General features: G+C 37.5%; 14 protein-coding genes. 3 read left to right on the forward strand and 11 right to left on the reverse strand.

All coding sequences use genetic code 11. The features are described from left to right. Positions 1-123: 123 nt before the first annotated feature. Both M014_RS0109740 and M014_RS0109745 read right to left on the reverse strand, forming a co-directional pair. Entirely contained in the window at positions 124-684 is a 561-nt protein-coding gene (locus M014_RS0109740; RefSeq protein WP_026591550.1) for a GNAT family N-acetyltransferase, read from the reverse strand. Between the two features lie 318 nt (positions 685-1002). Further along, entirely contained in the window at positions 1003-1899 is an 897-nt protein-coding gene (locus M014_RS0109745; protein WP_026591551.1) for a LysR family transcriptional regulator, read from the reverse strand. A gap of 137 nt (positions 1900-2036) precedes the next feature. Between M014_RS0109745 and M014_RS0109750 the strand changes: the two genes are divergently transcribed. Beyond that, positions 2037-3002: a quinone oxidoreductase family protein gene (locus M014_RS0109750; protein ID WP_026591552.1), complete on the forward strand. Its 966-nt coding sequence runs from the start codon at positions 2037-2039 to the stop codon at positions 3000-3002. 62 nt (positions 3003-3064) lie between these two features. On the opposite strand, the gene M014_RS0109755 is transcribed toward M014_RS0109750, so the two are convergent. Further along, on the reverse strand, positions 3065-3592 hold the full coding sequence (locus M014_RS0109755; protein WP_026591553.1) for a GNAT family N-acetyltransferase: 528 nt from the start codon (positions 3590-3592) through the stop codon (positions 3065-3067). Positions 3593-3598: 6 nt separating this feature from the next. Continuing rightward, positions 3599-5500, reverse strand: a complete 1902-nt coding sequence (locus tag M014_RS0109760) for an endonuclease MutS2 (RefSeq protein ID WP_026591554.1) — start codon at positions 5498-5500, stop codon at positions 3599-3601. 595 nt (positions 5501-6095) lie between these two features. Here M014_RS0109760 and M014_RS0109765 point away from each other — a divergent pair. Next, positions 6096-6887 (forward strand): arylamine N-acetyltransferase family protein, encoded by a 792-nt coding sequence (locus M014_RS0109765; protein WP_026591555.1) that lies wholly within the window; start codon positions 6096-6098, stop codon positions 6885-6887. A 214-nt stretch (positions 6888-7101) separates the two neighbouring features. Here M014_RS0109765 and M014_RS0109770 read toward each other — a convergent pair whose 3' ends face one another. The 7 genes from M014_RS0109770 to M014_RS0109800 all read right to left on the reverse strand — a co-directional run bounded on the left by M014_RS0109770 (position 7102) and on the right by M014_RS0109800 (position 16485). Continuing rightward, positions 7102-8721, reverse strand: coding sequence for an amidohydrolase (locus M014_RS0109770; RefSeq protein ID WP_026591556.1), 1620 nt, complete (start codon positions 8719-8721; stop codon positions 7102-7104). A gap of 107 nt (positions 8722-8828) precedes the next feature. Continuing rightward, a complete protein-coding gene (locus M014_RS0109775) occupies positions 8829-10184 on the reverse strand; it encodes an aspartate aminotransferase family protein (protein WP_197030397.1) in 1356 nt (451 codons plus the stop codon). 30 nt (positions 10185-10214) lie between these two features. Continuing rightward, positions 10215-11675 carry a CoA-acylating methylmalonate-semialdehyde dehydrogenase gene (locus M014_RS0109780; RefSeq protein WP_026591558.1) on the reverse strand — a complete coding sequence of 487 codons (1461 nt, stop codon included), beginning with the start codon at positions 11673-11675 and terminating at the stop codon, positions 10215-10217. 246 nt (positions 11676-11921) lie between these two features. Beyond that, positions 11922-12203: a cupin domain-containing protein gene (locus tag M014_RS0109785; RefSeq protein ID WP_026591559.1), complete on the reverse strand. Its 282-nt coding sequence runs from the start codon at positions 12201-12203 to the stop codon at positions 11922-11924. A gap of 45 nt (positions 12204-12248) precedes the next feature. Continuing rightward, on the reverse strand, positions 12249-13667 hold the full coding sequence (locus M014_RS0109790) for an MATE family efflux transporter (protein WP_026591560.1): 1419 nt from the start codon (positions 13665-13667) through the stop codon (positions 12249-12251). 45 nt (positions 13668-13712) lie between these two features. Beyond that, on the reverse strand, positions 13713-15185 hold the full coding sequence (locus tag M014_RS0109795; RefSeq protein ID WP_026591561.1) for an aldehyde dehydrogenase family protein: 1473 nt from the start codon (positions 15183-15185) through the stop codon (positions 13713-13715). Positions 15186-15198: 13 nt separating this feature from the next. Beyond that, entirely contained in the window at positions 15199-16485 is a 1287-nt protein-coding gene (locus M014_RS0109800; RefSeq protein WP_026591562.1) for an NAD(P)/FAD-dependent oxidoreductase, read from the reverse strand. A 186-nt stretch (positions 16486-16671) separates the two neighbouring features. On the opposite strand from M014_RS0109800, the gene M014_RS0109805 reads away from it, so the two are divergent. Further along, entirely contained in the window at positions 16672-17904 is a 1233-nt protein-coding gene (locus tag M014_RS0109805) for a MerR family transcriptional regulator (protein ID WP_026591563.1), read from the forward strand. Positions 17905-18090 lie beyond the last annotated feature (186 nt).

Here is an 18090-nt window from a genome sequence, read left to right on the forward strand (position 1 = left end):
AATTTCGCCAGTCGTTATCCTTTTCCCTGCAATTACATCCGTATTACCAAATATAAATATAGCAAAATTTTTACGATTAATTTGATATGTTACAACATTATGTGCGATTACACCCTATGTAAATCAATTTTGAGTCTTTAGCCATTCATCTCGCAATATACCCATTATGATACGATCAAAACTCTTCCCATCCCGCTGAACAGCTTCTCTCATACACCCCTCCACCTTAAATCCAACCTTTTTATAAACTTCAATTGCCGATTTATTATATGAAATAACATCGAGACCTACACGATGTAGGTTTAATTCATAAAAAGCATATTTCAGAATAAGGCGTAATCCTTCCGTACCATATCCCCTACCTCTATAATTCTTATCACCTATACCAACTGCTAACAACCCAGCTCTATTATTCCACTCTATGCTATGAAGTGCCACAAAACCAATTAAAATATCATCTTGAATCGTTCTTAACATAAAAGAAACGCCATTTGATTTTTGTCCTTTTAATAACTCATATTCCTTTAATTCATGTAACGATTGTGGAACTGCAGCGTCCGTATCTACATTTCTTAAATACTCACTATCTTCTTGCCAAATAGCCATTTGCTCAATATCTTCAGCTCTGATTGCTGATAACTTAATATTTTCACCTAGAAAAAGATTATTCAATTTCGTGTTCATTTCAAAAATCCCCCTTTTCAATTCTGGGGATAGCTCTGTAAGTTAATAAGCCTCTGTATCCCCTTGTTCCATAACCCTCACTACCAATGAAATACTTACGATACGCGATATCATTCATCCCCTTTTAATATGTATAAATTTATTGTACTTATATCAGACTATTCATTCAACTTGTTTATATAGAAACTAGCATAGCGACTGTCCTTACAAACATAGAAAAAAACGATATTTGTTCTTCATCCAAATATCGGCTTTCTCTTCTTTCAAAACATCTATTATTCACTTTTCTTCTTACATGCAAAACAAATATTTCTCCCCTTAATACATGTTTCCAATTGACACTCTTGTTACATCTATGAATTGCTGTAATGGCGCTGTAATCCACTTATCTCTATGCCAAGCAATCTGTGTAAAAATAGGAGAGATTGTATTCTCTAAAACTAACTCCTTCATTGTACCTTGTTGTATCTCTTTTTCTACTACCATTGCTGGTAAAATAGCTATACCTAAGCCCGCAATTACACATTGCTTAATTGCTTCTACACTAACAAACTCAATTTTATTTGCAGGATATACATCTTCTGCCCGGAATAGTTCTTCAAATATAGTACGATAAGAACAGCCAAATTCTGTTAACAAAAGTGTTTCACTTTCTAAATCCTTTGTAGAGATTAAAGATTTTTCAAGTAAAGGATGATTAGGAAATGCTACTATTTTCAATTCTTCTCGAACTAACGACTCTACATGCAAAGCATCTTCTATTTTACATTCATCTAAAATAAAGGCTAAATCAAGTTTTCCCTCCATCAGTTGCTCCTTTACAGCCTCATTTGAATGAGCAGGTTTGAATATAAGTCTTATTTGCGGGAATTTCGTCTTAAATTCCTTCAAAATGGAAGGAAGCCGATATGTGCATTGACTTTCTTGTGCGCCAATCACTAGCGTACCAGATGTTGTTTCCTCATCTTGCACAACCATTTTCGCTTCATAACTTAACGCTATTATCTTATTGGCATATAGTTGAAACTTCCGTCCTGCTTCAGTCAAAAAAAGGCGTTTTCCTAATCGTTCAAACAATGTTGCTCCTAGCTCAGCTTCCAATGCTTTTATTTGTGCCGTGACACTTGATTGAGCAAAATTTAATATTTTAGCTGTCTGCGTAAAGTTCAAGTTTTCTGCTGCTGTTTTAAATGTGATTAATTGTTTTATCTCCAAGACACTTTCCTCCTTCTAATCAATATTTTCGATTGATTATATCTGAATAATCCTCTTTGCCTATTAATATTTATATTGTATGATAAGAACCAATAACAAACAATATTGATTCATGTTACAAATTGGAGGTATTTCATATGAAAGCACTTTGTTTCGAGGAATTCGGAAATGCGGATGTATTAAAATATCAAGAAGTTTCAGACCCAACTATAAAACCGAATGAGATTCTCGTCCGCACAAAAGCGATTGGCCTAAATTTTGCTGATATATATAGACGTAGAGGTAACTATCATCTTATTGGTAAACCACCTTATATATTAGGGTATGAGGGTTCAGGAATTGTAGAGAAAATCGGCGCTGAAGTTACGGACATTTCTGCCGGTGATCGCATTGCATTTGCTGATGTACCATTTGCAAATGCGGAGTTAGTAGCTGTTCCAAAAGAAAAAGCGATTCTACTCCCGGACTCTATTTCCTTCGAGGCAGCCTCTTCCGTCTTATTACAAGGGTTAACTGCTCATTACTTAACAAAAGACAGCTACAAAATAAAAGCTAGTGATTTTGTTTTAGTTCATGCAGCTGCCGGAGGGGTTGGGCAACTTCTCATTCAAATGATTAAAATGCAAGGCGCACAAGTAATCGGTCTTACTTCATCTAAAGAAAAAGCAAAAGCAGCTTATTCAGCTGGAGCAGACTATGTATTTTTATATTCAGAATCATGGTGTGAGAAAGTACTACAAATTACAAAAGGTCATGGCGTAGATGTTGTATACGAATCAATAGGTTCTACATTAGAAGAGAGCTTTAAGACTACAAAAATCGGTGGTACGGTTGTATTTTACGGAATGGCCGGCGGTGATCCTGCTCCTGTTGATCCACGAATGCTGATGGATACTTCGAAAACTTTAACTGGCGGCGATCTTTGGAACGTACTCACAACGTATGAAGAACGCAAACAACGTTCCAATCAACTATTTGATTGGATTACTGCTGGAAAATTAAACATCCAAAATCCAACTACTTTCTCTTTAGAAGATGGTGCTGAGGCACATCATTTATTGGAAAGTCGAAAAAGTACGGGGAAAATTTTATTAATACCATGAACACTTCGACTTAAAAATCAAAAAGATAGCTAGAAGATTTCTTCTAGCTATCTTTATCTGTGCTACTCAGAAAAAGCTTCCGAATATTGAACAACGCCTTGCACATTTTGAAGAGCATTCTCCGTTAACTCCATTGCCATAAATACTTCGTCTGGCACCTCAAATGGCGCTCTTATATTCCATAGACTAGCTGATTTAAAACCAAATTTCGGATAATACTCTTTATGCCCTAAAACAATTATAGAATGATATCCGAGCTCTTTTGCTTCTCTTAATACATTCGAAATCAACAAGCTTCCAATTCCTTTTTTCTGATAGTCTGGTGCAACAGATACTGGAGCAAGCGCTAGCGAATCTACAGATTTATCACCATTGACGATTTTTATTTTAGATAAAAGGACGTGACCAATAATTTCTTTATCTACCGCCACTAATGATAACTCTGGAATAAACGCATCAGATTTTCTAATACGATTTACAAGTTCGTGCTCTTTCTGATCGCTAAATGTTTCATGTGAAAATGCTTGTTTTACAACCTCTTCTGCCCTTTTATATTCTTTCTCAAATTCTTGTCTAATCTTTATATTTATAGCCCCTCATCCTCTATTCTTTCTTATTTCTTTTTGAATTTTACGCAACGCTTTTTTCGATCCACGCTCTATATCATGCTGCATTTTCCATTCTTTATAATCCACAAACAATGTGTCTAAATCATACCCTTCTGGATATAATTCCTTTGCCTGTACTTCTAAAGAAATTCGCTTAACGTTTACTTCAATGAATTGGGCATTATAAAACACAACGATATTGAAGAAATTGTCTTTTTCTTTATATACAATTCCAAAGTCATCATAGTCTAATAATTTCACACGGTCCCCTTTTTTATATTCATCCTTCTCTTCTGCTTTCTCTTTGACAATCTTAGGCTTTCTCAGTCTACTTTCATTCACTCGCTCTAAGCGGTACTCTTTATTTTCCATATAGCCTTTCGCTCTTTGCAGTACGTTTTCTCGCACGTTCATTTTTCTAGAAATCCATAGAGCATTACTCTCTCCTGATTTCCCTATCATTAACTCATACATCGGTTCCAATGTTTCACTATTAAATTGCATCGCCGCATTCATAAAGTCACTGTGCATTTCTGAAAAGCGTTTAATTTCACCATAATGAGTAGTTGCAACAGTCGTACAACCCATATGATAAAATTCTTCTAAAATAGAAATCGCAAGTGCAGCTCCTTCATTCGGTTCCGTACCGCTGCCTATTTCATCAAATAGTAAAAGCGTATTATTATTTGATACTCTCATGATTTCTGAAAGGTTTTTCATATGAGATGAAAATGTACTCAGTGCATTTTCTATACTTTGATTATCGCCAATGTCTACAAATATATTTTCAAAAACAGCAATTTCCGTTTCCTTGTCTCCAGCGATGTGCAATCCTGACATTGTCGCCAATGTTAATAGCCCAATTGTTTTTAAAACAATCGTTTTCCCACCAGCATTTGGTCCTGTAATAATTAAGCTCCGATAGTTTTGCCCGATTTCAAAATTAAGCGGTATAGCTTCTCCTGCTAATAATGGATGTCTGCACCCTACTAACTTTACATACCCATAATCATTTAATTTCGGCTCTATCCCGCCAATATGTTTACTACATTTTGCTTTTGCAAACACCATATCGTATTGACTAACCAGCTCCATATTAATCTTAATGTTATAAATGTCCTCTAAGATCATTCCTGATAAAGTAGCTAATATTTGATATTCTTCCATCGCTTCTTCAGCTTTTAAGCTCGCTAGTTCCACATTTAATTTTGTAACAGTATTTGGTTCTATAAAAACTGTTGAACCTTTAGAAGAAATTTCAACAATTGTTCCTGCAACTTGATTTTTATAGGAAGCTTTCACCGGAATCGTATATCGATCGTCTTTTTTACTAATAAAGAATTCTTGAATATATTTTTTATTTGTACTGCTATTTAAAAATTTATTTAAACGTTCTTTAATTTTCCCCTCTACGGAGTCAATATTATTTCGTATTCGCTTCAATTCTTTACTTGCGGCAGAATCAATACTATTTCCTTTAATTGAAAAATTAATTTCTTCTTCCACACTTTTGAATTCAGACATTGAATTCGCATACGATGCTAGTATGGGTGCGAAAAATTCTTTATCCAGCATAAACGTTTTAACCTTTCGACACCCTCTTAAAAAGTCTGATACACTAACTAGCTCAGTTGGATCTAAAATCATTCCCTTTTCTAGCTTTTGAATTGTACTATCGATATTAGAAATTCCGAAAAAAGGTACATGCCCTTCTGCATCTAATATAGCTCGCGCTTCAGTTGTTTCATTCAAACGATTTTTCACTACTTTGATACTTGCGCTTGGCTCCAATTTATCTAACAATTGTTTTCCTAATCCACTCACACAATACGATTTAACTATTTCCTTTAACTCGTTATATTGCAACTTTTCAAAAGTCATTTTATTCAATTTCTATTCTCCTCACTATGATTTACTCACATCAAAAATGAAGATACCTACCCATTAGATTTCAATGAGATATATTTAATTAAATATAACTTTCATGTGATAAAAATAAACACAAAAAAGCTGCGTAGATACCGCAGCTTTTTACATTTACAAGGCCTGTGCAATATATAAAAATAAAACCATCTCAAAAAAACATATGGCTATCCCATAATCATTACACGCTTTATAAAGTATTGTAGGTATCTTCATAGGTTATTTGAAATAAATCCATGACAAAGTTAGGGGTTAGAAGTATATAAAAATCCCCTGTTCTCATTAGATTTATTTCATTCAATTTTTTCCTATTTAGAACCTACCGCACTCACAAAAAGCACCTCTCATTAATTTATAATTATGTTCATTGAAATCTAATTTATTGAAATTATCATACTATATGTTACGGCAGAAGTAAAGGTTCCATACTTTACAATATTCTTCTTATTATACTTTAGTCGTAAGTATATATATGGATTATTTATTCAACGTATTACGGATGTTTTCTTATTCGACATTCGATACAATTATATATAAGTAAAATGGATAAGGAGCGATTCACGTGACAGAACTACAAAAGCAATTCTTTTCCAGATTAAATATACAAGAAAGAGAGTCCATTTCATTTGAAGATTTAAACGAAATCCTTCCTGCAATGGCACAAGCGATTCCCTTTGAGAATCTAGATATTATTCACGGTACAGTAAAAGAAATTTCAAAAGAAAATCTTCAAGAAAAAATTTTAGTGCATAACCGCGGTGGCCTTTGTTACGAATTAAATCCAACGATGTATTACTTCCTTAAAGATTGCGGTTTTGATGTTCACTTAGTATCAGGAACAGTTTATCATGCCGCTTCTAATACTTGGGCTGTTGATTCAGGGCATGTGGCAACTGTTTTAAAACATAATACTGAATTTTATTTAATTGAAGTCGGTTTCGGTTCAAACCTTCCACTTTCACCTGTTCCTTTCACCGGTGAGATTGTTCATTCCGTTACTGGGGACTATCGCATTCGAAAAGAAACAACTACAAAGGGAAACTATATTTTAGAGATGAAAAAAAATAATGAATTTCTAAATCAGGATTCTTCTCAAGATTGGACATTAGGTTACGCATTTTATATAGAGGCAGTTGATGAAAGAAAATTAAATGAAGCACAAAAAACAATTGTAGAACATACAGACTCCCCTTTTAATAAAGTACCTCTCACCGTAAAACTAACTTCTGATGGGCATGCTACTCTAACAAAAGATCGTTTTACAGTAACAAAGCAAGGAAAACAGAGTAAAGAAGAGATTACAAAAGAGCAATATGCAGACCTATTGCACGCAATATTTGGTATACAATTATAGTCAAACTAAAAATTCTTGTCGTTTCTGACAAGAATTTTTATCGTACAGCAGGTTTTTTTGCAATTTGTTGTATTTCACAGTTATATAGAATATACTAAGCCTTGCTTTCGAAGGAATGTTTACTCGTTTTATCAATTTACCAAGTGACATATCAGCGATAAGTTATACCTATTTTGTACAAATGTTAGCAAGTTCGTATGCAAACCATGAAATATTAAATTTTTACTGGTTGTTCTTCTTGATAGATAATTTCACCATCAATAATAGTTGTTTCTACTTTTAAATCTTTAATTTGGTTTGGGTTGACACTTAAAATGCTGTCATTTAATATAATTAAATCCGCCAACTTTCCAACCTCTATGCTTCCTTTTATCTCTTCTTCAAAACTCGCATAAGCACCATTCCAGGTATATAGTTTAATAGCTTCCATTACGCTTATAGATTGATTAGCACCAAACTCCATTCCAGACTGGCTTTTTCTATTAACCGCAACATGAATTCCTAATAAAGGATTATAGTCAGTAACTGGTGCGTCCGATCCACCTGCTGCCATGATGCCATGATCAATAAAATCACGAACAGCGTACATGTGATTCACACGATCACCATAGTGCTCTACATATATCTCCCCGAATTCATATGGAAATGGAGGATTTGGAATAGGAACCACCTCGAGCTTTTTCATTCTTTCTTGTAAATCTGGTGAAGAAATTCCCGCGTGCTCAATCCGATGACGGTGGTTTTTTCTTGGTGATTCCTCCAACGCCTTTTCTACACAATTTAAATACATTTCAATGGCTTTATCACCTTGTGCATGTACAGTGATTTGATAGCCTTTTTTATGTGCTTCACCTAAAATCCGGTAGATTTCTTCCTCACTATAATAAAGAATACCATAGTTGTTAGAGTCACTGGAGTACGACTCACGGGTTGCAATTGTAGGTCCGGTGCTACTTCCATCTGTAAACAATTTGGCTGGTCCAACTCTAAATCTCTCATCTCCAGTACCAGTTACCACGCCAGCTTCGACCATTTTATTAACAAATTCATGGGAGTTATTTAACTGACATATCATTGCATATATTCGGACACGAATATTCTTACTCTTCACAGCTTGTTGTAGTAAACGGTAACTCTCAGGGCCATATCCACCTGCCTCATGTATACTTGTTATGCCCGCTGCAACGAAATGATCTGATGCAATTTTCATAGCCTTCATCAGTTCACTTTCTGTATAACTTGCAACCTCGCTCATCTCCATATTTGCTGCTTCAATTAACTTTCCTGTAAGCTTTCCTGCCTGATTCTTTTCAATAACTCCCCCATTAGAATCCGGTGTGTTCTCGTTAATTTCCGCAATTTCTAATGCTTTACTGTTCACCACACTTATATGGCCGCAAGTACGGGATACAATAATGGGATGTTCACTTGAAATTTCATCCAGCTCAGTGATTGTTGGATAACGCTTTTCCTTCACAGCAGTTTCATTAAAGCCCCAAGCACGTATCCATTCACCTTTAGGAGTTTCTAAAGCTTTCTTTTTCAGGTCATTTAACAAAGCCTCGATAGAATCAATATGTTCAGCTTTACAACTTACCGCCAACTGATTCACCCCATAAGAAATGAGGTGAATATGAGAATCAATGAATCCAGGAAGAAGGGTTTTTCCTTGCAAGTCAATTACATCCGTTTTTTCTCCTATAAAACTCTTAACTTCCTGATTCGAACCAACAACTGCGATACGATTATCTTTTATTGCTACAGCTTCGACTACTGTATTCTTTTGGTCTACTGTAATAACTTCTCCATTTATCAATACAACATCAGCTTTCATAAACTCAGCCCTTTCGGAATTACTCTTTTAGAGTGATTCGTTCAGTATTTAAAACTATCTCTCTCGATATGCTATTCTGCTTTTTAACAAGATTTGTTCATAACTAGTTAAAGTTGAGCTAAGCATTCTTTTAATGTTTTAACAATAAAAGTAAAGTCTTCTTCTGTGATGCTTAATGGCGGAGCAAGTTGCAAAATATTATTGTAACCTGCAACAGTGTCACCATTTTTACCAATAATTAGACCTTTTTCTTTACAAGCATTGATGACTTTGTTCACCTTTTCAATAGCAGCCGGTTCTTTCATTTGCTTATCTTCCACTAGTTCAATACCTAAAAGAAGACCTTTTCCGCGAACATCTCCTACGTTTGGATGCTCTTTTATCTCCTCTAGTTCATATAGCAGTCGTTCACCTAATTCTTGCGAACGTTCAATGAGTTTCTCATTCTCCATAATTTCTAAATTCTTCAAAGCTAAGGCACATGCTGCAGGATTGCCTCCAAACGTATTCACATGGCGGAAGCGATCATAATCTTCACTGCCTATGTATGCCTCATAAACCTCTCGTCTGACTGCTGTTGCTGACAAAGGAAGATACGCACTAGTAATACCTTTTGCCATTGTAATGATATCTGGTTTGACGCCATAGTTCATAAATCCAAATGGCTTCCCTGTCCGGCCAAATCCACATATAACTTCATCACAAATGAGCAACGCACCGTGCTTCTCGCAAATTTCTTTTACTTTTGCCATATATCCATCAGGAGGCATTAAAATTCCGCCCCCAGTAATAATTGGCTCCATAATCACCCCGGCTACTGTTTGGCTTAACTCCCATGTCATGACACGATCGATTTCATCAGCACTTGCCAGTGTATGAACATCATCTGGATTGCGATACGTATCCGGCGGTGCTACATGCAGAAATCCTTGCCCCAATGGTTCATATTTGTACTTTCGTTGGGCTTGACCTGTTGCTGCAAGAGCCCCCATTGAATTACCGTGGTAAGCGCGATAGCGTGAAATAAACTTATAGCGTCCATGATCGCCTTTTTGTTGATGATATTGACGAGCAATTTTAAACGCTGTTTCATTCGCTTCCGATCCACTGTTAGAAAAGAAAATGACGTATTCGTCACCAAGCCATTCATTCAATTTTTCTGCTAATTTAATAGCAGGAACATGACTTTGTGTCAGAGGGAAGTACGGCATTTCTTCAAGCTGTTCATAAGCCGCTCTTGCAAGTTCTTTTCGACCATACCCAACATTCACGCACCAAAGGCCGGACATACCATCTAAATAACGGTTTCCATCAATATCCGTCACCCATGCCCCTTCTGCTTTTGTGATAATTAAATTCGTTGGATTAGGGGCCGCTCCTCCCATTGCATGCCAAAGGTACTTTTCATCTGCTTTTTTCAAACTTTGTGTTTGTTCTGTCGCTTGCACAATCACCAACTCCATTCTATCTTTTTATGATTTTACATTACTCTTTCAATAACGAGCCGTAAGCATTTTCTTGCGAGTATAGAATTCTACGCCATCTTTTCCATTTGCATGGAGATCACCATAGAAGGATTTTTTATAACCTGAGAATGGGAAGAATGCCATTGGAGCAGGAACTCCTAGATTGACCCCTAGCATACCTGCATCAATTTCTTCACGGAATTCACGAATGGCTTTAGCGCTATCGGTGTACAGGCATGCACCATTTGCGAATGGCGAATCATTAGCAACATCAATCGCTCCCATCAAGTCTTTTACTCGTACTATAGAAAGAACCGGTGCGAAGATTTCATCCTGCCAGATTTTCATTTCCTGTGTCACATTGTCAAAAATCGTTGGGCCAACAAAATAACCTTGACCGTTTGCTGCATCGTCTTCACGTCCGTCACGAATAAGTGTCGCTCCCTGCTCTATACCGGATTGAATGTAGCCGAGTGTCCGCTCTTTATGTCCTTCACGAATAACAGGACCAAGGAAAACATCTTCTTCCAGACCATTACCAATAGTAATAGCGTTAGCCTCTTGAAGTAGTCTATTAACGAGCTCATCTGCAACGTCTTCTTCTACAACCACAACAGCCGCCGCCATGCATCGTTCACCAGCTGAACCGAAGGCAGCATTTGTAATTTCTTTCGCTGCAGAACTAAGGTCCGCATCTTTTAATACGATCGAATGATTTTTTGCACCTGCAAGAGCTTGTACACGTTTGCCGTTAGCTGCTGCGGTTTTATATATATACTCAGCCACAGGTTGAGAACCAACGAAAGATACAGCCTTCACATCCTCATTATCAAGAATGCCATTAACGACGTCATGTGCACCATGCACAACATTTAGTACTCCATCTGGAAGACCTGCTTCTTTAAACAGTTCAGCTAAACGATTAGCCAATAGCGGTGTTCTTTCAGATGGTTTTAATACAAACGTGTTTCCGCATGCAATCGCGAGTGGAAACATCCAGCATGGTACCATCATCGGAAAGTTAAATGGCGTTATTCCTGCGATTACTCCGATTGGGTAACGATACATCCCCGATTCAACACCAGTAGCAATATCAGGAAGTTGCTCTCCCATCATTAAAGTGGGTGCACCTGCGGCAAATTCAACACATTCAATCCCCCGCTGCACTTCACCGTAAGCTTCTTTATGACTTTTTCCGTTTTCCAGGGTAACGAGCTTAGCTAACTCTTCCCAGTTTTCAATCAATAGCTGTTGATAGCGAAATAGAATACGAGCACGCCGAGGCACAGCGACTCTTCTCCATGTTTTGAATGCTTCTTTAGCAGTTGCTACAGCTCTATTTAAATCTTCTTTAGTCGAAAGTGGCACACGAGCAATGATCTCTCCTGTTGCTGGATTTGGTACATCTTCAATCTGTTTACTTGTGGATTCTATCCATTGTCCGCCAATATAATTTTTCAACGCTTGTACATTTTTCGTTACTACCATCATCAAACCTCCTAGTTTTTAAATAACTGTCCTATGTATTGCACCCTCAAAAGAAAGCGCATTCATATGACGGTATGTAAAATTATTTGCATAAATCTCACTACATTTCGTCAACATAACTTGAGAGTACAATGTCGGCTTTTTGGTTCGTTAGACTTTATCTCTTTTTTGTTCTACTATTCTGAATTTCTCACCCGTGAAATACATAGGAGCAGTCATCTGCTTAGGCCCTCTTCTCATTTCACATTATTTCAGATTGATCTCATGGTTCATTTTATAATTCTTTTTCAAAAACACTGGACAATCCCATTCACAAACAAGGTCTTTAGCCAAGGAAACGATCCAATCCTTTGTAATATGATATCTTTCCCCCTCAACAGTAATGAACACTTCACCATCTGTCACATAGAAAACTTCCTGCTCTTCTACATGCCACGGCCCTTTATTCGGTTCACCTACCCATGGTTCCCACGTGTCAACACCTAATTTTTGTGCTTCTTCTGCTGTAAGTTTTTTCGCAAAAAACATGATGATCCTCTCTCTTTCTTATTGGTATTTTTGAAGGAATAGATTCTATAAACGTACGTTCTTAACATCCGTATCTTTTAAACGTTTGAACTCTTTTCTTATAAAATATATGGCAATGAGAACGCCTGGAATTTCTGCAGCAGGACCTGCGTACCATATACCTTCTACACCCCAGAACTTCGGGAAAATAAACATGAATGGAAATGAGAAAAACAACATTTTGCTAACATTTATAAACGTTGCAGTCCAGTTTCTCTCTTGGGATTCGAAATAACCAGATACAAGCAAGCTAACTGCATTAAACACAAACAAAGAATTGAATACAACTGTCGTCCAAATGCCCAGTTTCTGCAATTCAGGATTACCACCGGAAAAAAATGAAACAATTGGATCTGCAAAAATGATTAGGATGGCTGTCACAATCACAAAGAAAGCAACCGTAAAAATGATTCCCATCTTAATTGCTTGTTTCACACGCTCAAGGTTGCCCGCACCGTAATTATAACTAATGATCGGTTGCAGTCCTGTCATCCCACCGAGCGCTGCTAAGGCGAGCAGATTTGTAATGTAACCATTTTGAATCGTGAAAGCAGCAACGTGCAGCCCACCACCGTAGCTTTGCAGTAAGTTGTTGAAGAAGATAATTGCAATAAACATCATGAACTGACTTGAGAAAGATGCAAATCCTGTCCAAGCCACCTCACCAATTACCTTAAGCTTAATCCTCATATCTTTTATTTTTGGCTTAAGCTTTGTTTTCCCAAACCAAAAATAAAAGATAAGTAAAACAGGGATCGATTGTGAAATTGTATTCGCCCACGAAGATCCCATCATTCCCATGTCATATTTCACTACCAGAATCCATTCTGTAATTCCCGCAACAACTGCTGCAATTAACCAACTGTTCATTGATAATACAGGTTTTTCATCAATATTTGTAAAAATACTTAGTACAACCGCCAATATCGTTATTGGCAATGAAATCCACAATAGTCGGCTGTATTTCACCGCATATGGAAGTGCCTCCTGACTTGCTCCGAATAAAGTCATGATTTGATTTTCAAAGACCAATCCAAGTATGGCTAGTAATGTTGAGAAGAAAAGAGTAAACCATAAAGTTTGCCCCATAATACTCCTACCTTCTTCAATTTCCCCTTTTCCAAGTCGAAGTGAAATGACCGCTCCGGCTCCTATACCAAAAAGAACGCCAAGCATACGGGTAATAACCATGACCGTAAATCCAATTCCGATCCCTTCGACTTCCAGCTCCTGAAAGTCACTGACGAAATAACCATCGACAACCGCTACAACTCCTAGAATCACGTTAGCCATAATTCCAGCCAAAGCAAACCGTAAATATAGTAACGGAATACTTTTGGTTCCCAGTACTGAATCATTCGCCGGCTTATTCATTACTTCTAGTTGCTCTATCGTCGATGATGGACGGTTGTCTACTATTTTCATGAGCATGTCCCCTTATAAATAATTTATATAGCAAGTTAAGCTCAATTAATTCGCATACCAACCTACAGGCTTCGCATTCTGATGAATATTGATTTGCTTCGTTTCCATAAACTGCTCTAGCCCAACAGTACCTAACGCTCTTCCGATTCCACTTTGCTTATATCCTCCCCAAGGACCTTCAACATAGGCGAAATGATAACTATTAATCCAAGTAATTCCCGCACGCAATTTACTAATGACTCGTTTTGCTCGATCCATATCTTCAGTAAATACAGCACCGGCTAATCCATAAATGGAATCATTTGCTTTTTGGATGGCATCTTCCTCATCTTTAAATTTCTCTACAACAAGGACTGGACCAAAAATCTCTTCCTTAACAATACGCATATTCGCATTTACATCAGCAAAGATCGTTGGCGCAATAAAAAATCCTTGATCAAGCCCATTTTCTGTTAAGCGCTTACCGCCACAAACTAATTTTGCACCTTCTTCAATTCCGCTCTTAATGTAATGTAAAACTTCATTCATATGAGACTCGTTTGTGATGGCTCCCATTTCAATGTTCTCGCTTTCCCCGTTGCCAACTACAATTTTGCTCGCACGCTCGGCCAATCTTTCAACAAACTTATCGTAAATGGTCTCTTGTACAAGCAAACGAGATGCAGCTGAACAAACTTGCCCAGCATTGTGGAAAATACCAAACATCGCATTCTCGACTGCAGTTTCAAAATCCACATCATCGAACACAATAAGTGGAGATTTACCACCCAGTTCAAGTGTGATTTTTTTCATATTGCCCGCAGCTGCGCGCATAATGCTTTGACCTGTTTTTGTTCCACCAGTAAAGGCGATCTTGTCAACATTATGACTCTCGGCAAGCTCATTCCCAACCTTTGATCCAGGTCCCAATACCAAGTTTGCCACTCCGTCTGGAAGTCCAATCTCTTCGATAATCTCAAAAAGTTTGAATACGCTTACAGGAGTGACTTCAGCAGGCTTAAGTATAATTGTATTCCCTGCGGCAAGTGCAGGAGCAATTTGCCAAACAGCTAACATAAGCGGGAAATTCCAAGGTACAATAAGTCCACAAACACCAATCGGTTCATGAATAATAATTGTGTCTGAAGAATCAGCACGCGTGTAAGATTCCTTTTTCATGCCCTTGATCAAGTCAGCATAATAGCGGAAGCATTGAATCGATACCGGAATATCCACATAAGTGGTTGCACGAATCACCTTACCGTTATTTGCAGTTTCCAAACTTGCAATTTCAGCTGCCTTCTCTTCAAGACGGTCTGCAATCTTATAGAGGTAGTCAGCTCTTTCATCAGCCGATAAATCCGACCAGATTCCGCTGTCAAACGCTTTGCGAGCCGCCTTGATTGCTATCTTCGCATCGTCTGCTGATCCATAAGCAGACGATGCGATGACCTCTCCGTTTGCCGGATTGATAATGTTTCGTCTAGCGCCGGATAACGCTTCTACCCATTTCCCGTCAATGAACATATTAATTTTCATAAATAGCTCTCCTTTACGCAATAATATCTAAAAGTTTGAAACCAATATGTGCTAGATTTACCAGCATAGTTTTCTGATTATAGAACGGGAATGATTTGAGGCGTTCCTTTTCAAATCGATATCCACCTGCACTCCCCGTAACAATCCATTGTGCCAATAACTTACCAAACAATGTCGAGAGAGAAGCGCCGTGGCCCGTATAACCCGTTGCGAAATATGCGCCTTCTTTAGATCTGCCGATAACCGGGAAAGTATCAATTGTAACCCCGATAAATCCACCCCAACGGTAATCAATCTTGCTTCCTGCTAGTTTTGGCATGATTTTAACCATGGCATCGTAAACATTTTGGTAAACAGCATCGCCTAAGTTTGGACGAACATCGCCACCGCCAAATACGATCCGATTATCTGGTGTACGTCGGAAATAGTAAAGGAAACTGCTTGTATCAAAAACCATGCGATCTTTAGGAATGACGGTACTCACCAGTGATTCTGGAAGCTGTTCAGTAGCAATAATACGTGCCGAAATTGGCAGTACGCCTTTGTTCAGTTCACTCATGATTTTTCCAGAGTAACCATCTGTAGCCACAATAATGTCTTTCGCAGTAACAACACCTTTTTCTGTTACAACTTTCACACTGTTTTGACCGTACTCAATAGATAGTGCTTTCGAATGCTCAAAGATTCTTGCACCAATCGATTTAGCTGCTTCTCCCAAACCAATTGCATAGTTCAGTGGCTGGAACGAGTAACTCGAGTCGTCGACTAAGCAGCCATAATAATGTGGGGAATCAATCTCTTGATGCAACTGATTTCGATCAAGCACGCTTGATTCGTACCCGAAAGTTTTGTTTAAGTATTCGCTTTCATGTTTCAATCCTTCAAAATGCTTGGCTTTGTAAGCCGCCACAATGTGACCTGTTTTTCTAAAGTTACAGTTGATTTGATGCTCGTTGATGATACTTTTAACCAATTCAACACTAAACAGGGAGAGATCGTTAAGCTGTCTGGCTTCCTCGGCACCATACTTTTTGGCAAGCTCCTGCATCGTTGGCTTATAGCCTGGCAATACCATCCCGCCGTTACGACCGCTTGCGCCATATCCGATTGTTTCTTGCTCAAGGACAACGACACTCTTCCCTAATTTTTGCAAATGATATGCAGAAGAAAGACCTGTGAAACCTGCGCCAATAATGACAACATCTGCCTCTTCATTTCCCTCAAGAATTTTTCCTTTTTCATAACTGGTTGCAGTCGCTGTCCACAGTGAGAGAGTATCCATTCGATCCATCTTATCCATAGCTAATTCTTCTCCTTTGGTGACATGTATGTTACAATACAGTCAAATTATTCACAATATTCACATTTCGTGAATCTATCATATGACGTGGAGTTTCCTCCAGGTCAATAGCAATTTGAGTGCTTTTTGAATTCATTTTTGCGAAAAAAGTGGAGTAACTCCACTTTTTTCATTGGGGGGACATCTATGAAAATTGGTACATTTGCAAATCTATTTCACGTTACAACTGATACCGTTCGTTATTACATTGAACTGGGATTATTAATACCAGACAAAAAAAACACCCAGTATCAAATGAACCAATTGTGTCTCGACGACATGGCTTTTATTACTGAGTTGAAAAAATTTCATTTTTCACTGCTAGAAATTCAACAAATTTTATCGTATCAGCGTGTCACAGACTTCTCGGACCATGAGGATATCGACTACTACAACAACTTGCTCATTGATAAAAAGAGCCAGTTGATCAAGAAAAAAGAAGACATATCAAAAGCTATCCAATTGATTGAAAAAGCGGTTCAAACTAGCTCACCTTCATCCAAAGAAGAGAATCTTACAGGGATCCCGCTTTCCTTTGTAAACCTGCTCTATTGTCCGAAGTGTCACATTCCACTTGAAATGAAAGATGTAACGATTAAAAAAGTCTACATTCAAACAGGAAGTTTAACTTGTACTTGTGGATACGAGGCAGCTATCGAGGAAGGTATTATCATTACCTCAAACTTGTACGAGACGTCTCCTTATCCATCTTATTTTTACGATAAAGAAACGATTAAAGAGATCAATCCCAAAATGATTAACTTATTTGAAAAAAGTAATTTTTGGTTCCAAAAAGTTCTACAAAATGTAGATTTGAAAAACAAATTAATCGTGGAAACGAACGTTGACGCTTTTGTGTCACTACCCAAATATATCGATGGTCTTGAAACGAGCGCATCCTATGTATTCAGTGGCTATTCACTTGCGATGCTCAAGAAGGTTAGAAAAAGAATTGAGCGTATGAATCCGAAGCCAAACGTCCTTTATATTTTGAATTCTGATTTAAATTTGCCATTGAAACCGCTTAGCATCGATATTTTTGTGGATAGTTTTACAGCAACTGATTTTTCACTGCTCAATCCGCAGTTCCCAACTCACGTTCTAAAAAACTATTTCCATAGCAGTTCAACAATTGTTGGCGGGTATTCCTATTATGATAGCTCAGCCAAATCCTTAAAAAATATTTCAGCCTTATATCCAAATTCTAACGAGCATATTTTATATCCAAAATACTTAGAAGAAAATTTATCTGTCAACGAGTTTCAAATCACCCAAAGTGAAAATATCGGTTACTGTACAGATCCAGGACCCTATTTTGATTATCATGTAATAGGCGAAAAATTCCACATGCTAATGTATTTGGCTAGTACAAAAAAATAGCGCACAAAAAGAGACTGTCCGAAAAGCAGGCTAGTTCACGGATGAGACAGCCCCCTTGTAGCTAAAATCATGATTAATCTAAAAAATGGTAGCGCAGGCATAAGCACCCGTGCTACCATTTTCGATTTGATCTATTTGCTATTCTTAAGCAAATTATAGGCAAGTGAAATTAAAAAGACACTTTCC

It is taken from the genome of Bacillus sp. UNC437CL72CviS29 (assembly GCF_000482345.1).
Lineage (GTDB): Bacteria > Bacillota > Bacilli > Bacillales > Bacillaceae_G > Bacillus_A > Bacillus_A arachidis.

What these genes read in the sequence shown, in the direction of transcription:
- M014_RS0109805 (WP_026591563.1), top strand. Translation starts at nt 16,672, where the DNA reads ATGAAAATTGGTACATTTGCAAATCTATTTCACGTTACAACTGATACC.
- M014_RS0109800 (WP_026591562.1), bottom strand. Translation starts at nt 16,485, where the DNA reads ATGGATAAGATGGATCGAATGGATACTCTCTCACTGTGGACAGCGACT.
- M014_RS0109780 (WP_026591558.1), bottom strand. Translation starts at nt 11,675, where the DNA reads ATGGTAGTAACGAAAAATGTACAAGCGTTGAAAAATTATATTGGCGGA.
- M014_RS0109750 (WP_026591552.1), top strand. Translation starts at nt 2,037, where the DNA reads ATGAAAGCACTTTGTTTCGAGGAATTCGGAAATGCGGATGTATTAAAA.
- M014_RS0109740 (WP_026591550.1), bottom strand. Translation starts at nt 684, where the DNA reads ATGAACACGAAATTGAATAATCTTTTTCTAGGTGAAAATATTAAGTTA.
- M014_RS0109790 (WP_026591560.1), bottom strand. Translation starts at nt 13,667, where the DNA reads ATGAAAATAGTAGACAACCGTCCATCATCGACGATAGAGCAACTAGAA.
- M014_RS0109775 (WP_197030397.1), bottom strand. Translation starts at nt 10,184, where the DNA reads ATGGAGTTGGTGATTGTGCAAGCGACAGAACAAACACAAAGTTTGAAA.
- M014_RS0109770 (WP_026591556.1), bottom strand. Translation starts at nt 8,721, where the DNA reads ATGAAAGCTGATGTTGTATTGATAAATGGAGAAGTTATTACAGTAGAC.
- M014_RS0109795 (WP_026591561.1), bottom strand. Translation starts at nt 15,185, where the DNA reads ATGAAAATTAATATGTTCATTGACGGGAAATGGGTAGAAGCGTTATCC.
- M014_RS0109785 (WP_026591559.1), bottom strand. Translation starts at nt 12,203, where the DNA reads ATGTTTTTTGCGAAAAAACTTACAGCAGAAGAAGCACAAAAATTAGGT.